A 16,869-nucleotide genomic window follows, 5' to 3' on the forward strand; every position below is an offset into this window, starting at 1 on the left:
TTATTGACCAATAAAAAAAAATGAAACCTTCGAAAATTCGTTTTCATTATATACGTGAAATTCACCTAAGGAATTAGTGGATTTACAAATATGATTCCTTCTCTTTTTCGTATTATTAGCCTAGCACCCTAAGTTTTGAGTGTCAAAAATAAACACCAATCAATTTCAAGCTAATATAGGAAAATTTAGATGTAAGTTTGCACCTTACATCCTTCGATTTGTGACAAGCTGATTTTTCAAAATACGAAGTCCTTCTCTAATTTTATTGGCACGGACTTCCCCAATACCTTCTACATCGTCAAGATCTTCAACCGTCGCTTTATTGACCTCCTTAAAGCTTTCGAACTGTTTCACTAAATTTTCAATGATCAAACCCGGCAAGCGTGGGATTTTATGAAGAATCCGGTATCCACGGGCATGTATAGCCTCATCAAGATGAATGTAACCATGATAGCCCAGTATTTTTAAAAGTATGCTTTCGTCCAATTGTTCCTGCATGGCCAACTCTTGAAGCCGGAAGATAATTTCTTCAGGTTTTTCATCATTACTAGAGGTATAATCCTTGATAAGCCATTTTCCTTCCGTTTCAATATCCGCCAGAATTTCGTTCATTTGCAGACGGATCAGCCGTCCTTCTGTACCGAGTTCATTTAGGTAGGTAAGTAACTCAGCTTTGATTCGAAGAACCATAACATAACGATGAAATACTTGTAAAAGGTCAGCATAAGTCACAAGTTCTTCAAATTCCAGAGCTCCTAACACAGATATGCTCTGCTGCAGTACCACCTTATATTTTTCCAAGGTTTGAATGGCTAGATTAGCCTTAGCGAGTATGACACCAATATCTTTAAGGGCATATCGAAAATTACCTTGATATAAAGTAATTACATTTCGACGTTGTGAGATTGCAATTACTAAAGACTTGGTCTCTCTAGCTACACGCTCCGCTGTCCGGTGCCGCATACCTGTTTCAGTGGAGGGTGTACTATTATCAGGTACTAATTGAGCATTGGCGAAAATGATAGTATCGGCCTTTTCATTTAAAATGATGGCTCCGTCCATCTTCGCCAGCTCATATAATGTACTTGGGGTACAGTTACAGTTAATTTGGAAGCCACCATCTACAATTGTGCGTACCTTTTCGTTATATCCAACTACAATCAATCCACCCGTATTTGCCCTCAGGACATTTTCAATGCCTTCCCGAAGCGGGGTACCCGGGGCTACAATTTGCAAAATCTCCAATTTGGTTTTCTCATACCCTTTTTTATCTGTCATCTTTACCCCCCTAACGAATGATGAAGAGCCTCCGAAACCGATGAAACCCCAACAATCTTAATACCCTTTGGAGCTGTCCATCCACCTATATTATTAGCTGGTATAATGACCCGTTCAAACCCTAGTTTTGCTGCTTCCTGTACTCGTTGTTCAATCCGGGACACCCTTCTTACTTCCCCCGTTAACCCAACTTCTCCAATGATGCAATCGGCAGGATTTGTTGGTTTATCACGGAAGCTTGAGGCAATGCTAATTGCCACAGCCAGATCAATTGCCGGTTCATCCAGCTTGACACCTCCAGCAACCTTTAGGTACGCATCTTGGTTTTGTAATAACAAACCCACTCTCTTTTCCAAGACTGCCATTAAAAGCGAGACCCTATTGTGATCAATCCCAGTAGCCATTCGCCTTGGATTCCCAAAACTCGTCGGTGAAATTAATGCCTGAATTTCGACAAGCACCGGTCTTGTTCCTTCCATTGACGCAACAACGGTAGATCCCGAAGCTCCTTGTGACCGTTCCTCAAGGAAAATTTCCGAGGGATTCGCGACTTCTTCTAGACCATGTTCCTTCATTTCAAAAATACCCATCTCATTTGTCGAACCAAAGCGGTTTTTGACCGCGCGTATAATTCGATATGTATGGTGTCTTTCTCCTTCGAAATATAAAACAGTGTCTACCATATGCTCAAGCAACCTTGGCCCTGCAATCGCCCCTTCTTTCGTAACATGCCCGACGATAAAGATCGCAATTCCATTCGTCTTCGCAATACGCATGAGCGATGCCGTACATTCCCTTACTTGTGAAACACTTCCCGGCGCGGAAGTCACTTCAGAATGATACACTGTTTGAATTGAATCAATAATAACTAAATCCGGATTTACCTCTTGAATTGCCTGTTGGATATAATCCATATCAGTTTCCGCATAAACGAATAGATTTTCTGACATAACCCCAAGCCGGTCCGCTCTCAGTTTGGTCTGTTTAACTGATTCTTCACCTGAAATATATAGCACTTTTTTCTGTTTATGCGCCAACTGTGAAGATACTTGCAAAAGTAGGGTGGATTTACCAATACCCGGATCTCCTCCAATTAACACAAGTGACCCCTGCACAATCCCGCCACCAAGCGCACGATTCAATTCCATTAAATCTGTCTTAATTCGAGGTTCCTTGTCTGACTGAATAGTAGTTATAGGTGCCGCCTTCTCACGTTCCCCGGAACCTCTAACCTCTGAATGAGTAAAAGCTCCTTTTCTAGCCGGTTTAACAATTTCGGTTTCCTCGACCATCTTATTCCATTCTCCACAGCCCGGGCACTTTCCCATCCACTTCGCTGATTCATACCCACAAGACTGACACATAAACTTCGTTTTCTTTTTTGCAGCCATAATTACTCCTCTTCCTATTTGAAAAAATACCTATATAAAGGATATTATATCTCGGTTTTATTTAAACCTTCTTAATGATAAGTTTTTTAAAAAATAACTTCTGCACCCATATTTCCCTTTTTTCGCCAGATATTGATTGCTTAAAAATTTTAAATATGAACATTTCTACCTATGAATAAAAAACAGAGGTACACTGCAAAAAATCTGCGTGTACCTCGAAGTTTAGAATCAGATTATTCACTTACGTTAACAGGCTCGCCTTGTCGGATTGCAAACTCATTATTCACAACGTCCATCACGACCGTTTGCCCTTTTTTCACATTACCTTTCAGCAACTCTTCGGACAAATAATCTTCTACATGTTTCTGAAGCGCTCTTCGGATTGGACGTGCCCCGTATTCAGGATCAAAGCCTTCCGTAGCAATTTTTTCTCTAGCCGCATCTGTCAGCTCCAAGTATATTTCCTGTTCTTTCAAACGAGTAGTCAGCTGATTAGACATTAATGTAACAATTTGTTTCAAGTGATCTTTCTCTAACGAGTGGAACACGATGGTTTCATCAATACGATTCAGGAATTCTGGACGGAAGGCACGTTTAAGTTCTTCCATCACTTTCCCTTTCATATTTTTGTAGTCCTGGCCAGTGTCCTGGATGTTAAAGCCGACATACTTATCAATTTTTAATGCAGAAGCCCCAACATTTGAAGTCATAATCAGAATCGTATTCCTAAAATCGACAGTACGGCCTTTAGAGTCTGTCAGCCTTCCGTCTTCTAGTACTTGAAGAAGAATATTAAAAACATCTGGATGTGCCTTTTCAATTTCATCAAGCAGAACGACGGAATATGGTTTTCTCCGCACTTTTTCTGTTAACTGTCCGCCTTCTTCGTATCCTACATATCCTGGAGGGGATCCAACAAGACGTGAAGTTGAATGTTTCTCCATATATTCAGACATGTCGATCCTTATCATGGCATCTTCATCACCAAAGATGGATTCAGCTAGAGCACGGGCAAGCTCGGTTTTACCAACTCCTGTAGGCCCCAAGAAGATGAATGAACCGATTGGACGCTTAGGATCTTTCAATCCTGCTCTTGCACGTCGTACCGCTTTAGAGACCGCTATGACGGCTTCTTCCTGCCCAATTACACGATCATGGAGGATTGATTCCATATTAAGCAGTTTATCAGACTCAGTTTGCGCCAGTTTAGTAACCGGAACTCCCGTCCAGCTGGAAACGACATGGGCAATATCGTCCACTGTCACTTCACTGTTCTCTTGCCCTTGTTTTTCTTTCCATGTTTTCTTCGTTTCTTCCAATTGTTCTCTTAAACGTTGTTCTGTATCGCGAAGTGAAGCAGCTTTTTCAAACTCTTGACTTTGAACGGAAGCGTCCTTTTCCTTACGAACATCATCTAGTTTCACTTCAAGTTCTTTTAAGTTTGGTGGTGTTGTATATGAGCGTAACCGTACTTTTGAACCTGCTTCATCAATCAAGTCAATCGCTTTATCCGGTAAGAAGCGATCGGAAATATAACGATCAGATAATTTAACTGCAGCGTCAATCGCTTCATCCGTAATTGAAACGCGGTGATGGGCTTCATACCGGTCACGTAAACCCTTCAATATTTGAATGGACTCTTCCATCGTTGGCTCGTCGACTTGAATTGGTTGAAAGCGTCGTTCTAGCGCAGCGTCTTTTTCGATATATTTACGGTACTCATCCAAAGTCGTTGCACCGATACATTGTAATTCACCACGGGCCAATGAAGGTTTAAGGATATTAGAAGCATCAATGGCACCTTCAGCCCCGCCAGCACCAATCAATGTGTGCAACTCATCGATGAATAAGATTATATTGCCTGCCTGACGAATTTCGTCCATTACTTTCTTTAAACGGTCCTCAAACTCACCACGATATTTCGTACCAGCTACAACAGTACCCATATCAAGTGTCATAACGCGTTTATCGCGCAGGATTTCAGGTACCTCATTATTAATGATCTGTTGGGCAAGACCTTCAGCGATGGCTGTTTTACCAACCCCAGGTTCACCGATTAATACTGGGTTATTTTTTGTACGACGACTTAATACCTCAATGACTCTCTGTATTTCCTTGCTTCTTCCGATAACAGGATCCAGGCTGCCTTCACGAGCAATCGCCGTTAAATCTCGGGCAAGACTATCCAGGGTTGGTGTGCTTGCATTTGACGCTGCTGACCCCTGATGTCCACCTGATTCATTACTGCCTAACAGTTGTAATACCTGTTGGCGTGCTTTATTTAAGCTTACTCCAAGGTTGTTCAGTACTCGGGCTGCAACACCTTCACCTTCTCGGATTAGACCAAGAAGTACATGCTCTGTCCCAACATATGAATGGCCTAATTTTCTTGCTTCATCCATTGAAAGTTCAATGACTTTTTTAGCTCTTGGGGTATAGTGTATTGTTTGGGCAGTATCCTGTCCACGGCCAATCAGGTTTTCTACTTCTTTCTGGATTTTTTCCGCTCCTAAACCAAGAGCATATAACGCTTTAGCTGCAATACCATCGCCTTCTCGAACCAGGCCTAACAAAATATGTTCTGTACCAATATTATTATGTCCTAAGCGGATTGCTTCTTCTTGGGCTAATGCTAATACTTTCTGGGCTCTTTCAGTAAAACGACCAAACATCATAGGGAATTCCTCCTTAAGAATTTTCGTTTTGAGTAAAGCTACTCTAAGTAACGGCAGAGGCTTCATTGCACTACATTTATTACATGAATATAGGTACTCACTCAGAGGTAATTAACCTCTATGAGGAGGAAGTTTCCGTGAAGTTTAAGCGTTCTCGAATGAGTGCTGCTCTACGGATATCCCTTTCATGGGATCTTAATGGGCCACCTGCGTATTTTTGTAAAAATCCTGACTGAGTTAATATCATCAACTCATTTAAGATGCTTTTAGAAATATTTTTTATATACCCAAGATCTATACCTAACCTAACATCGGAGATACAGGTAGTTGCTTCCTTAGTCTCAATGACTCGAGCATTAGACAAAATCCCATAAGAACGGTAAACTCTATCTTCTAATTGTATGTGAGAGGTCTTCACTAATGCATCCCTTGCTGACCTTTCCTGGGCAATGATTTGTTGAACTACACTCGTTAGATCTTCAACGATGTCTCTTTCAGACTTTCCGAGAGTAATTTGATTAGAGATTTGAAAGATATTCCCTAACGCTTGACTGCCCTCTCCATAAATCCCTCGAACTACCAACCCTAATTGATTGATAGCCGGTATAATTTGATTCATCTGCTGTGTAAGGACTAGGCCCGGCAGATGCATCATGACCGAAGCCCTTAATCCTGTTCCCACATTAGTTGGACAACTAGTTAAGTATCCTCTTTCTTCATCATATGCATAGTCTATGGATTCTTCAATCCAATCGTCAAGAACATTTGCGAGCTTTAACGTTTCTTTTAGCTGCAGCCCAGACATTAAACACTGAATACGGAGATGATCCTCTTCATTGATCATGATACTTATTTCTTCATTTTCTGAGAGAAGACAAGCACCTTTTGCTGATTCATCAACTAAATGAGGACTGATTAAATGCTTTTCAACGAGAACACGCTTTTCTAGTGGTTGGATTTGGTCAATCTCTAGAAGTTCAAGTTTGCCAATCTCCGGGGTAACTTCCTCTTCAATTCTTTTTTTTACTAATTCAATGATTTCTTTAGCTTCTTCGTTAGAAAAGGAGGTAGGAAAGGTGAAATCTTTGAAATTCCTGGCCAACCGAATTCTAGAACTTAATACAATATCAATTTCAGGCCCTTCGGCACTCATCCAGGAACTCAAGGCGTTTTCTACAAACTTTTCTAAACTCATAATTCGTCGCCTCCCTCTTGTGCTTCATACCTTTTTTCAAGGGAACGAACCTTATCTCTTACTTCTGCTGCTTTCTCAAATTCCTCTTGATTGATGTGAACCTTTAAAACCTCTTTCAAATCTGAAATTTGTTTTCGAAGATAAATGGTGCCACCAATCCTTTTTGGAATTTTACCTATATGTGCAATGTTGCCGCTATGAACCCTCTTTAAAATCGGATTTAATTGATCATTGAAAGTTTTATAACATTCAGCACATCCAAATTTACCAAGGTGGACAAACTCTTTATAGGATCGGTGACAATGAGGGCAGCGCTTCTCTTCTGTCTTAGGAAATGCATTTGCCTTCGTCTGTTGAATATTCGACTCCATATTCAACAATCCTGCTAATAAATTATTTATTGAAAAACCATGTCCTCCTGCAACCATAGCCATTTCACCTTTTTCCTGAGCACATTTCTCACAAATCATAACCTCGGTTTTTTTTCCATTAATGATCTTGGTGAAGTGCAGGGTAGCAGGTCTTTGATGACATTCTTGGCAAATCATGTTCATCACCTCTGCCAGTTTTATTTATATTTTAAAGTTGTAAGCATCGCAGTTAAAATCCTTGCCCTAAGCTCATCTCGGTCGGGTAAATCTATATAAATCACCGATCTATCAATGACGCTCATCATGATCTTGGCTTCTCTTTCATTTATAACTTCTTCACTCATAAGCCGAGAAATAACACCTTCAGCCATCGATTGAGTTACCCTAGAACCAATAAGGGACAATAATTGGTTAATAAGATGCACGTAATCCTGCGATTTCACTTTCATGATCCGTATATAACCGCCGCCTCCACGCTTACTCTCTACAACATAACCTCTTTCGATTGTAAACCTGGTATTAATTACGTAATTGATTTGAGAAGGAACACACTGAAATTTATCTGCTATTTCACTTCTTTTAATTTCTAAGATATCTTTCTGACTTATTTCTAGTACTTGTTTCAAATAAGTTTCGATAATATCAGATATGTTTCTCACTCAGCCTCCTCCAATCTGACTTTGACTATATTTGACTATTATTATACAAGGAAAAATGCATTTTGCAACTTAAATGCACTCATTTAAATGTATTATCCATTTTCTCCAAATTATATGTACTTACATACCCTAATGCACACTAAAATTTAAATATCTTACTTAAATACCCTAAACAGTTAAACACAAAACCTATTTTATAATAGAATATTCTATTACGTGTATTAATTCTCCTGCCGAATCCAAACACCTGGTCAAATACAAAGAAGACCAACATCTTTGCTGATCTTTAAATCGCTATCTATTTGTAAAAGAAAAAAGACCAGCCAAGGATGGCTGATCTTTTTGAATGGCTTGGCGGCGTCCTACTCTCACAGGGGGAAACCCCCAACTACCATCGGCGCTGAAGAGCTTAACTGCCGTGTTCGGAATGGGAACGGGTGTGACCTCTTCGCTATCGCCACCAAACAATAAAGGAACGTTGTTCCTTCAAAACTAGATAATAAGAAGGTATTTCATTTTTTAAAGCGTGGTTAAGTCCTCGATCTATTAGTATCAGTCAGCTCCACATGTCGCCACGCTTCCACCTCTGACCTATCAACCTGATCATCTTTCAGGGATCTTACTAGCTTGCGCTATGGGAAATCTCATCTCGAGGGGGGCTTCATGCTTAGATGCTTTCAGCACTTATCCCGTCCGCACGTAGCTACCCAGCTATGCCTTTGGCAAGACAACTGGTACACCAGCGGTGCGTCCATCCCGGTCCTCTCGTACTAAGGACAGCTCCTCTCAAATTTCCTGCGCCCGCGACGGATAGGGACCGAACTGTCTCACGACGTTCTGAACCCAGCTCGCGTACCGCTTTAATGGGCGAACAGCCCAACCCTTGGGACCGACTACAGCCCCAGGATGCGATGAGCCGACATCGAGGTGCCAAACCTCCCCGTCGATGTGGACTCTTGGGGGAGATAAGCCTGTTATCCCCGGGGTAGCTTTTATCCGTTGAGCGATGGCCCTTCCATGCGGAACCACCGGATCACTAAGCCCGACTTTCGTCCCTGCTCGACTTGTAGGTCTCGCAGTCAAGCTCCCTTGTGCCTTTACACTCTACGAATGATTTCCAACCATTCTGAGGGAACCTTTGGGCGCCTCCGTTACTCTTTAGGAGGCGACCGCCCCAGTCAAACTGCCCACCTGACACTGTCTCCCACCCCGATAAGGGGCGCGGGTTAGAATTTCAATACAGCCAGGGTAGTATCCCACCAACGCCTCCACCGAAGCTAGCGCTCCGGCTTCTCAGGCTCCTACCTATCCTGTACAAGCTGTACCAAAATTCAATATCAGGCTGCAGTAAAGCTCCACGGGGTCTTTCCGTCCTGTCGCGGGTAACCTGCATCTTCACAGGTACTATAATTTCACCGAGTCTCTCGTTGAGACAGTGCCCAGATCGTTACACCTTTCGTGCGGGTCGGAACTTACCCGACAAGGAATTTCGCTACCTTAGGACCGTTATAGTTACGGCCGCCGTTTACTGGGGCTTCGGTTCAAAGCTTCGCTTGCGCTAACCTCTCCCCTTAACCTTCCAGCACCGGGCAGGTGTCAGCCCCTATACTTCGCCTTGCGGCTTCGCAGAGACCTGTGTTTTTGCTAAACAGTCGCCTGGGCCTATTCACTGCGGCTTTTCCGGGCTATTCACCCTAAAAAGCACCCCTTCTCCCGAAGTTACGGGGTCATTTTGCCGAGTTCCTTAACGAGAGTTCTCTCGCACACCTTAGGATTCTCTCCTCGCCTACCTGTGTCGGTTTGCGGTACGGGCACCTTACATCTCACTAGAGGCTTTTCTTGGCAGCGTGGAATCAGGAACTTCGGTACTATATTTCCCTCGCCATCACAGCTCCGCCTTAATGGAAACGGGATTTGCCTCGTTTCCGGCCTAACTGCTTGGACGCGCATATCCAACAGCGCGCTTACCCTATCCTTCTGCGTCCCCCCATCGTTCAAACGATGTATAGGTGGTACAGGAATATCAACCTGTTGTCCATCGCCTACGCCTTTCGGCCTCGGCTTAGGTCCCGACTAACCCTGAGCGGACGAGCCTTCCTCAGGAAACCTTAGGCATTCGGTGGAAGGGATTCTCACCCTTCTTTCGCTACTCATACCGGCATTCTCACTTCTAAGCGCTCCACCAGTCCTTCCGGTCTGACTTCAACGCCCTTAGAACGCTCTCCTACCATCGACACCATACGGTGTCAATCCACAGCTTCGGTGATACGTTTAGCCCCGGTACATTTTCGGCGCGGAGTCACTCGACCAGTGAGCTATTACGCACTCTTTAAATGATGGCTGCTTCTGAGCCAACATCCTGGTTGTCTAAGCAACTCCACATCCTTTTCCACTTAACGTATACTTTGGGACCTTAGCTGGTGGTCTGGGCTGTTTCCCTTTCGACTACGGATCTTATCACTCGCAGTCTGACTCCCAAGAATAAGTATTTGGCATTCGGAGTTTGACTGAATTCGGTAACCCGTTGGGGGCCCCTAGTCCAATCAGTGCTCTACCTCCAATACTCTCATCTTGAGGCTAGCCCTAAAGCTATTTCGGAGAGAACCAGCTATCTCCAGGTTCGATTGGAATTTCTCCGCTACCCACACCTCATCCCCGCACTTTTCAACGTGCGTGGGTTCGGGCCTCCATTCAGTGTTACCTGAACTTCACCCTGGACATGGGTAGATCACCTGGTTTCGGGTCTACGACCTCATACTCATTCGCCCTATTCAGACTCGCTTTCAGTCGCGGCTCCGTCTTATCAACTTAACCTCGCATGAAATCGTAACTCGCCGGTTCATTCTACAAAAGGCACGCCATTACCCATTAACGGGCTTTGACTACTTGTAGGCACACGGTTTCAGGATCTATTTCACTCCCCTTCCGGGGTGCTTTTCACCTTTCCCTCACGGTACTGGTTCACTATCGGTCACTAGGTAGTATTTAGCCTTGGGAGATGGTCCTCCCTGCTTCCGACGGGATTTCTCGTGTCCCGCCGTACTCAGGATCCACTCAGGAGGGAACGAAGTTTCAACTACAGGGTTTTTACCTTCTTTGACGGACCTTTCCAGATCACTTCATTTACCCCGTTCCTTTGTAACTCCATGTTGAGTGTCCTACAACCCCAAGAGGCAAGCCTCTTGGTTTGGGCTAATTCCGTTTCGCTCGCCGCTACTCAGGAAATCGCATTTGCTTTCTCTTCCTCCGGGTACTTAGATGTTTCAGTTCCCCGGGTCTGCCTTCAGTACCCTATGTATTCAGGTAAAGATACTGTTCCATTACGAACAGTGGGTTTCCCCATTCGGAAATCTCCGGATCAAAGCTTACTTACAGCTCCCCGAAGCATATCGGTGTTAGTCCCGTCCTTCATCGGCTCCTAGTGCCAAGGCATCCACCGTGCGCCCTTTCTAACTTAACCGTTAAAAAGATCTTACTGATGCTTTGAAAAAATTAATTGCCTTCTATCTATTATCTAGTTTTCAAGGAACAAAGAAGAAAAAACTTCATCACAACGTGATGAGATCTTTCGTATCTGAATGAATTACTCATTCAAAACTGAACAAAACAAAAGCGCTCTCGTATTTATCCTTAGAAAGGAGGTGATCCAGCCGCACCTTCCGATACGGCTACCTTGTTACGACTTCACCCCAATCATCTGTCCCACCTTAGGCGGCTGGCTCCATAAAGGTTACCTCACCGACTTCGGGTGTTACAAACTCTCGTGGTGTGACGGGCGGTGTGTACAAGGCCCGGGAACGTATTCACCGCGGCATGCTGATCCGCGATTACTAGCGATTCCGGCTTCATGTAGGCGAGTTGCAGCCTACAATCCGAACTGAGAATGGCTTTATGGGATTCGCTTACCTTCGCAGGTTTGCAGCCCTTTGTACCATCCATTGTAGCACGTGTGTAGCCCAGGTCATAAGGGGCATGATGATTTGACGTCATCCCCACCTTCCTCCGGTTTGTCACCGGCAGTCACCTTAGAGTGCCCAACTGAATGCTGGCAACTAAGATCAAGGGTTGCGCTCGTTGCGGGACTTAACCCAACATCTCACGACACGAGCTGACGACAACCATGCACCACCTGTCACTCTGTCCCCCGAAGGGGAACGCCCTATCTCTAGGGTTGTCAGAGGATGTCAAGACCTGGTAAGGTTCTTCGCGTTGCTTCGAATTAAACCACATGCTCCACCGCTTGTGCGGGCCCCCGTCAATTCCTTTGAGTTTCAGCCTTGCGGCCGTACTCCCCAGGCGGAGTGCTTAATGCGTTAGCTGCAGCACTAAAGGGCGGAAACCCTCTAACACTTAGCACTCATCGTTTACGGCGTGGACTACCAGGGTATCTAATCCTGTTTGCTCCCCACGCTTTCGCGCCTCAGTGTCAGTTACAGACCAGAAAGTCGCCTTCGCCACTGGTGTTCCTCCAAATCTCTACGCATTTCACCGCTACACTTGGAATTCCACTTTCCTCTTCTGCACTCAAGTTCCCCAGTTTCCAATGACCCTCCACGGTTGAGCCGTGGGCTTTCACATCAGACTTAAGGAACCACCTGCGCGCGCTTTACGCCCAATAATTCCGGACAACGCTTGCCACCTACGTATTACCGCGAGTCTGCTGGCACGTAGTTAGCCGTGGCTTTCTGGTTAGGTACCGTCAAGGTACCAGCAGTTACTCTGGTACTTGTTCTTCCCTAACAACAGAACTTTACGACCCGAAGGCCTTCTTCGTTCACGCGGCGTTGCTCCGTCAGACTTTCGTCCATTGCGGAAGATTCCCTACTGTCGCCTCCCGTAGGAGTCTGGGCCGTGTCTCAGTCCCAGTGTGGCCGATCACCCTCTCAGGTCGGCTACGCATCGTCGCCTTGGTGAGCCATTACCTCACCAACTAGCTAATGCGCCGCGGGCCCATCTATAAGTGACAGCTAGAGGCCGTCTTTCCATCTTCTCTCATGCGAGAAAAGAACGTATCCGGTATTAGCTCCGGTTTCCCGAAGTTATCCCAGTCTTATAGGCAGGTTGCCCACGTGTTACTCACCCGTCCGCCGCTAATCTCAGGGAGCAAGCTCCCATCGATTCGCTCGACTTGCATGTATTAGGCACGCCGCCAGCGTTCGTCCTGAGCCAGGATCAAACTCTCCGAAGAAATGTTTGACTTGCTCATTTTGCTTTTTTGATAGTGTGTGCTCACTTAAAATTTAACGTTGGCGCTTTGTTTTGTTCAGTTTTCAAAGAGCAATATTTGATTCCTTTAAAGAATCAACTTTTACATCATATCAAAGCTTGTTTAGCTTGTCAAGTTTTTTTTGGTGGAGCCTAGCGGGATCGAACCGCTGACCTCCTGCGTGCAAGGCAGGCGCTCTCCCAGCTGAGCTAAGGCCCCAAAAATCAATGGTCGGGAAGACAGGATTCGAACCTGCGACCCCTTGGTCCCAAACCAAGTGCTCTACCAAGCTGAGCTACTTCCCGAAAAAACATGGTGCGCCCGGCGGGAGTCGAACCTACAACCTTCTGATTCGTAGTCAGATGCTCTATCCAATTGAGCTACGGGCGCATATTAAGATGGTGCCGAGGACCGGAATCGAACCGGTACGGTAGTCACCTACCGCAGGATTTTAAGTCCTGTGCGTCTGCCAGTTCCGCCACCCCGGCATAAATAAATAGTGGAGCGGAAGACGGGATTCGAACCCGCGACCCCAACCTTGGCAAGGTTGTATTCTACCACTGAACTACTTCCGCAAACATGCGGGTGAAGGGACTTGAACCCCCACGCCTTGCGGCGCCAGATCCTAAGTCTGGTGCGTCTGCCAATTCCGCCACACCCGCATAATAAAATGGTGAGCCATGAAGGATTCGAACCTTCGACCCTCTGATTAAAAGTCAGATGCTCTACCAACTGAGCTAATGGCTCATAGAAACTATTTATAAATGCTATATTAAGCTTGTATGAAAATGGTGCCGGCAAGAGGACTTGAACCCCCAACCTACTGATTACAAGTCAGTTGCTCTACCAGTTGAGCTACACCGGCAGGTGTAAAAATGGTGGAGGATGACGGGATCGAACCGCCGACCCTCTGCTTGTAAGGCAGATGCTCTCCCAGCTGAGCTAATCCTCCATATGAAACTGCTTGGCGGCGTCCTACTCTCACAGGGGGAAACCCCCAACTACCATCGGCGCTGAAGAGCTTAACTGCCGTGTTCGGAATGGGAACGGGTGTGACCTCTTCGCTATCGCCACCAAACAATAAAGGAACGTTGTTCCTTCAAAACTAGATAATAAGAAGGTATTTCATTTTTTAAAGCGTGGTTAAGTCCTCGATCTATTAGTATCAGTCAGCTCCACATGTCGCCACGCTTCCACCTCTGACCTATCAACCTGATCATCTTTCAGGGATCTTACTAGCTTGCGCTATGGGAAATCTCATCTCGAGGGGGGCTTCATGCTTAGATGCTTTCAGCACTTATCCCGTCCGCACGTAGCTACCCAGCTATGCCTTTGGCAAGACAACTGGTACACCAGCGGTGCGTCCATCCCGGTCCTCTCGTACTAAGGACAGCTCCTCTCAAATTTCCTGCGCCCGCGACGGATAGGGACCGAACTGTCTCACGACGTTCTGAACCCAGCTCGCGTACCGCTTTAATGGGCGAACAGCCCAACCCTTGGGACCGACTACAGCCCCAGGATGCGATGAGCCGACATCGAGGTGCCAAACCTCCCCGTCGATGTGGACTCTTGGGGGAGATAAGCCTGTTATCCCCGGGGTAGCTTTTATCCGTTGAGCGATGGCCCTTCCATGCGGAACCACCGGATCACTAAGCCCGACTTTCGTCCCTGCTCGACTTGTAGGTCTCGCAGTCAAGCTCCCTTGTGCCTTTACACTCTACGAATGATTTCCAACCATTCTGAGGGAACCTTTGGGCGCCTCCGTTACTCTTTAGGAGGCGACCGCCCCAGTCAAACTGCCCACCTGACACTGTCTCCCACCCCGATAAGGGGCGCGGGTTAGAATTTCAATACAGCCAGGGTAGTATCCCACCAACGCCTCCACCGAAGCTAGCGCTCCGGCTTCTCAGGCTCCTACCTATCCTGTACAAGCTGTACCAAAATTCAATATCGAGGTCGCAGTAAAGCTCCACGGGGTCTTTCCGTCCTGTCGCGGGTAACCTGCATCTTCACAGGTACTATAATTTCACCGAGTCTCTCGTTGAGACAGTGCCCAGATCGTTACACCTTTCGTGCGGGTCGGAACTTACCCGACAAGGAATTTCGCTACCTTAGGACCGTTATAGTTACGGCCGCCGTTTACTGGGGCTTCGGTTCAAAGCTTCGCTTGCGCTAACCTCTCCCCTTAACCTTCCAGCACCGGGCAGGTGTCAGCCCCTATACTTCGCCTTGCGGCTTCGCAGAGACCTGTGTTTTTGCTAAACAGTCGCCTGGGCCTATTCACTGCGGCTTTTCCGGGCTATTCACCCTAAAAAGCACCCCTTCTCCCGAAGTTACGGGGTCATTTTGCCGAGTTCCTTAACGAGAGTTCTCTCGCACACCTTAGGATTCTCTCCTCGCCTACCTGTGTCGGTTTGCGGTACGGGCACCTTACATCTCACTAGAGGCTTTTCTTGGCGGCGTGGAATCAGGAACTTCGGTACTATATTTCCCTCGCCATCACAGCTCCGCCTTAATGGAAACGGGATTTGCCTCGTTTCCGGCCTAACTGCTTGGACGCGCATATCCAACAGCGCGCTTACCCTATCCTTCTGCGTCCCCCCATCGTTCAAACGATGTATAGGTGGTACAGGAATATCAACCTGTTGTCCATCGCCTACGCCTTTCGGCCTCGGCTTAGGTCCCGACTAACCCTGAGCGGACGAGCCTTCCTCAGGAAACCTTAGGCATTCGGTGGAAGGGATTCTCACCCTTCTTTCGCTACTCATACCGGCATTCTCACTTCTAAGCGCTCCACCAGTCCTTCCGGTCTGACTTCAACGCCCTTAGAACGCTCTCCTACCATCGACACCATACGGTGTCAATCCACAGCTTCGGTGATACGTTTAGCCCCGGTACATTTTCGGCGCGGAGTCACTCGACCAGTGAGCTATTACGCACTCTTTAAATGATGGCTGCTTCTGAGCCAACATCCTGGTTGTCTAAGCAACTCCACATCCTTTTCCACTTAACGTATACTTTGGGACCTTAGCTGGTGGTCTGGGCTGTTTCCCTTTCGACTACGGATCTTATCACTCGCAGTCTGACTCCCAAGAATAAGTATTTGGCATTCGGAGTTTGACTGAATTCGGTAACCCGTTGGGGGCCCCTAGTCCAATCAGTGCTCTACCTCCAATACTCTCATCTTGAGGCTAGCCCTAAAGCTATTTCGGAGAGAACCAGCTATCTCCAGGTTCGATTGGAATTTCTCCGCTACCCACACCTCATCCCCGCACTTTTCAACGTGCGTGGGTTCGGGCCTCCATTCAGTGTTACCTGAACTTCACCCTGGACATGGGTAGATCACCTGGTTTCGGGTCTACGACCTCATACTCATTCGCCCTATTCAGACTCGCTTTCAGTCGCGGCTCCGTCTTATCAACTTAACCTCGCATGAAATCGTAACTCGCCGGTTCATTCTACAAAAGGCACGCCATTACCCATTAACGGGCTTTGACTACTTGTAGGCACACGGTTTCAGGATCTATTTCACTCCCCTTCCGGGGTGCTTTTCACCTTTCCCTCACGGTACTGGTTCACTATCGGTCACTAGGTAGTATTTAGCCTTGGGAGATGGTCCTCCCTGCTTCCGACGGGATTTCTCGTGTCCCGCCGTACTCAGGATCCACTCAGGAGGGAACGAAGTTTCAACTACAGGGTTTTTACCTTCTTTGACGGACCTTTCCAGATCACTTCATTTACCCCGTTCCTTTGTAACTCCATGTTGAGTGTCCTACAACCCCAAGAGGCAAGCCTCTTGGTTTGGGCTAATTCCGTTTCGCTCGCCGCTACTCAGGAAATCGCATTTGCTTTCTCTTCCTCCGGGTACTTAGATGTTTCAGTTCCCCGGGTCTGCCTTCAGTACCCTATGTATTCAGGTAAAGATACTGTTCCATTACGAACAGTGGGTTTCCCCATTCGGAAATCTCCGGATCAAAGCTTACTTACAGCTCCCCGAAGCATATCGGTGTTAGTCCCGTCCTTCATCGGCTCCTAGTGCCAAGGCATCCACCGTGCGCCCTTTCTAACTTAACCGTTAAAAAGATCTTACTGAT

Annotated in this window: 6 protein-coding genes, 9 tRNA genes and 5 rRNA genes; all 20 read right to left on the reverse strand. The window is 46.3% G+C overall.

Annotation, left to right across the window (positions count from 1 at the left end; translation table 11 throughout):
• Positions 1 to 204: 204 nt before the first annotated feature.
• The 20 genes from disA to JFU24_RS16000 all read right to left on the reverse strand — a co-directional run bounded on the left by disA (position 205) and on the right by JFU24_RS16000 (position 16,849).
• The gene (gene disA, locus JFU24_RS15905) at positions 205 to 1,278 is read right to left on the reverse strand and encodes a DNA integrity scanning diadenylate cyclase DisA (RefSeq protein WP_201188190.1); all 1,074 of its coding nucleotides are present in this window, start codon (positions 1,276 to 1,278) and stop codon (positions 205 to 207) included.
• Between the two features lie 2 nt (positions 1,279 to 1,280).
• The gene (gene radA, locus JFU24_RS15910; RefSeq protein ID WP_201188189.1) at positions 1,281 to 2,669 is read right to left on the reverse strand and encodes a DNA repair protein RadA; all 1,389 of its coding nucleotides are present in this window, start codon (positions 2,667 to 2,669) and stop codon (positions 1,281 to 1,283) included.
• 233 nt (positions 2,670 to 2,902) lie between these two features.
• Positions 2,903 to 5,344, reverse strand: a complete 2,442-nt coding sequence (clpC, locus tag JFU24_RS15915; protein WP_056521792.1) for an ATP-dependent protease ATP-binding subunit ClpC — start codon at positions 5,342 to 5,344, stop codon at positions 2,903 to 2,905.
• A gap of 118 nt (positions 5,345 to 5,462) precedes the next feature.
• Positions 5,463 to 6,539, reverse strand: a complete 1,077-nt coding sequence (locus tag JFU24_RS15920) for a protein arginine kinase (protein ID WP_053349090.1) — start codon at positions 6,537 to 6,539, stop codon at positions 5,463 to 5,465.
• Positions 6,536 to 7,087, reverse strand: coding sequence for a UvrB/UvrC motif-containing protein (locus tag JFU24_RS15925; protein ID WP_098175000.1), 552 nt, complete (start codon positions 7,085 to 7,087; stop codon positions 6,536 to 6,538). The genes JFU24_RS15920 and JFU24_RS15925 overlap by 4 nt, the downstream gene beginning before the upstream one ends.
• Before the next feature lie 20 nt (positions 7,088 to 7,107).
• Positions 7,108 to 7,569: a CtsR family transcriptional regulator gene (locus JFU24_RS15930; RefSeq protein ID WP_053349092.1), complete on the reverse strand. Its 462-nt coding sequence runs from the start codon at positions 7,567 to 7,569 to the stop codon at positions 7,108 to 7,110.
• A gap of 349 nt (positions 7,570 to 7,918) precedes the next feature.
• A 5S ribosomal RNA gene (rrf, locus tag JFU24_RS15935) occupies positions 7,919 to 8,034 on the reverse strand.
• A gap of 61 nt (positions 8,035 to 8,095) precedes the next feature.
• Positions 8,096 to 11,029, reverse strand: a 23S ribosomal RNA gene (locus JFU24_RS15940).
• 174 nt (positions 11,030 to 11,203) lie between these two features.
• A 16S ribosomal RNA gene (locus JFU24_RS15945) occupies positions 11,204 to 12,757 on the reverse strand.
• Between the two features lie 161 nt (positions 12,758 to 12,918).
• Positions 12,919 to 12,994, reverse strand: a tRNA-Ala gene (locus tag JFU24_RS15950).
• A gap of 9 nt (positions 12,995 to 13,003) precedes the next feature.
• A tRNA-Pro gene (locus JFU24_RS15955) sits at positions 13,004 to 13,080 on the reverse strand.
• A gap of 8 nt (positions 13,081 to 13,088) precedes the next feature.
• Positions 13,089 to 13,165: transfer RNA gene (locus tag JFU24_RS15960), tRNA-Arg, on the reverse strand.
• Positions 13,166 to 13,174: 9 nt separating this feature from the next.
• A tRNA-Leu gene (locus tag JFU24_RS15965) sits at positions 13,175 to 13,263 on the reverse strand.
• A gap of 12 nt (positions 13,264 to 13,275) precedes the next feature.
• Positions 13,276 to 13,350 (reverse strand) — tRNA-Gly (locus JFU24_RS15970).
• Between the two features lie 5 nt (positions 13,351 to 13,355).
• Positions 13,356 to 13,437: transfer RNA gene (locus JFU24_RS15975), tRNA-Leu, on the reverse strand.
• Positions 13,438 to 13,446: 9 nt separating this feature from the next.
• Positions 13,447 to 13,522 (reverse strand) — tRNA-Lys (locus JFU24_RS15980).
• 42 nt (positions 13,523 to 13,564) lie between these two features.
• Positions 13,565 to 13,640, reverse strand: a tRNA-Thr gene (locus JFU24_RS15985).
• Positions 13,641 to 13,651: 11 nt separating this feature from the next.
• A tRNA-Val gene (locus JFU24_RS15990) sits at positions 13,652 to 13,727 on the reverse strand.
• A gap of 10 nt (positions 13,728 to 13,737) precedes the next feature.
• Positions 13,738 to 13,853: ribosomal RNA gene (gene rrf, locus JFU24_RS15995) — 5S ribosomal RNA — on the reverse strand.
• A 61-nt stretch (positions 13,854 to 13,914) separates the two neighbouring features.
• A 23S ribosomal RNA gene (locus JFU24_RS16000) occupies positions 13,915 to 16,849 on the reverse strand.
• The 16S, 23S and 5S rRNA genes sit together here with 9 tRNA genes alongside, the layout of an rRNA operon.
• Between the last annotated feature and the right edge of the window lie 20 nt (positions 16,850 to 16,869).

The organism is Peribacillus sp. TH27 (genome assembly GCF_016650915.1).
GTDB classification, from domain to species: domain Bacteria; phylum Bacillota; class Bacilli; order Bacillales; family DSM-1321; genus Peribacillus; species Peribacillus butanolivorans.

Coding starts and splice junctions, on each gene's coding strand:
- clpC (WP_056521792.1), bottom strand. CDS start 5,344: ATGATGTTTGGTCGTTTTACTGAAAGAGCCCAGAAAGTATTAGCATTA.
- JFU24_RS15920 (WP_053349090.1), bottom strand. CDS start 6,539: ATGAGTTTAGAAAAGTTTGTAGAAAACGCCTTGAGTTCCTGGATGAGT.
- disA (WP_201188190.1), bottom strand. CDS start 1,278: ATGACAGATAAAAAAGGGTATGAGAAAACCAAATTGGAGATTTTGCAA.
- radA (WP_201188189.1), bottom strand. CDS start 2,669: ATGGCTGCAAAAAAGAAAACGAAGTTTATGTGTCAGTCTTGTGGGTAT.
- JFU24_RS15925 (WP_098175000.1), bottom strand. CDS start 7,087: ATGATTTGCCAAGAATGTCATCAAAGACCTGCTACCCTGCACTTCACC.